Source organism: Microbacterium sp. BF1 (assembly GCF_019279095.1).
Classification (GTDB): Bacteria; Actinomycetota; Actinomycetes; order Actinomycetales; family Microbacteriaceae; genus Microbacterium; species Microbacterium maritypicum.
The window spans coordinates 1-1087 of the sequence record NZ_JAGYWT010000667.1 but is presented as its reverse complement, the minus strand read 5'-3'; the positions used below and the strand labels follow the sequence as shown (position 1 = coordinate 1087).

The window sequence follows — 1087 nt, the reverse complement described above, 5'->3', positions numbered from 1 at the left end:
GATCGCGTCGGCGATGGCCCGGTGCTCCGACAGGGTGCGCTCGACAGCGCCGCCCTCGGTGAGGCCGCGCCAGACGCGGGCGCGGACGGTCTGGCTGCTCAGATGCTCGATCAGGCTCGCGAGGTAGGCGTTGCCGGACATCGCGACGATCTCGCGGTGGAACCGGATGTCGTGGTCGACCAGGGACTCGATCGTGACCGCCGCATCGATGGAGTCGACCTCATCCTGCAGCTCAGCGATCTGCTCATCTGTCCCGAGCGTCGCCGCGAGCCCGGTCGCCTGCGACTCCAGCATGCGCCGCACTGCGAAGATCTCGAGCATCGAATCGTCGTCGTGCATGTCGACCACGAACGAGATCGCCTCCAGCAGCAGATGCGGCTCGAGGCTCGTCACGTAGGTGCCGTCGCCGCGACGCACGTCGAGGACCCGGATGACCTCCAGCGCCTTGACCGCTTCGCGCATCGAGCTGCGGGACAGGCCGAGTCGTTCGGACAGCTCCTTCTCGGGGGGAAGCCGATCACCGGGGGAGAGCTCGCCCGCCACGATCATCGCCTTGATCTTCTCGATCGCCTCGTCGGTGACTGCCATGGCGTCATCCTAGCGATTGATCGGATGTCTCCGGCAGGATGGAGCCATGCGCGTTCTCGATTCACATCTGCACCTCTGGGATCCGGAGGTTCTGACGTACACCTGGCTCGAAGGGCCGATGGCCTTTCGGTTCGCCGACCTCGAGCTCGAGCATGCCCGCCTGGGCCTGGCCGAACCGGAGAGGTCGGTCTTCGTGCAGGCGGAGACGATCGAAGACGACTTCCTCACCGAGGTCGACTGGGTCGCGGCCCTCGCCCCTGCGCTCGGCATCGTCGGGATCGTCGCGGGCGTACGACTCGACAGGGGGACCGACACGGTCGCGCACCTGGAGGGACTCCTGGCGGAACCCCTCGTCGTGGGCGTGCGGCACAATTGCAGTGTTCTCCGTCCGGATACCAAGATCATCGGCCAGGACTTGCGCGGCTACTGCGGACGGTGCGAGTCCGACGACGCTGCCCCGCCCGTGCTCGCTTTCCCATGCGGTGCGCAGGGTACGCAT

At 66.9% G+C, this 1087-nt stretch carries 1 protein-coding gene and 1 pseudogene; both read right to left on the bottom strand.

Features of this window, described 5'->3' with window-relative positions; genetic code table 11:
- On the bottom strand, positions 1 to 588 hold a 588-nt coding region (locus KZA10_RS15875), incomplete at its 3' end, for a FadR/GntR family transcriptional regulator (RefSeq protein ID WP_218683366.1).
- 373 nt (positions 589 to 961) lie between these two features.
- Positions 962 to 1087 (bottom strand): annotated as a pseudogene (locus KZA10_RS18850) (AAA family ATPase); the annotation flags it as partial.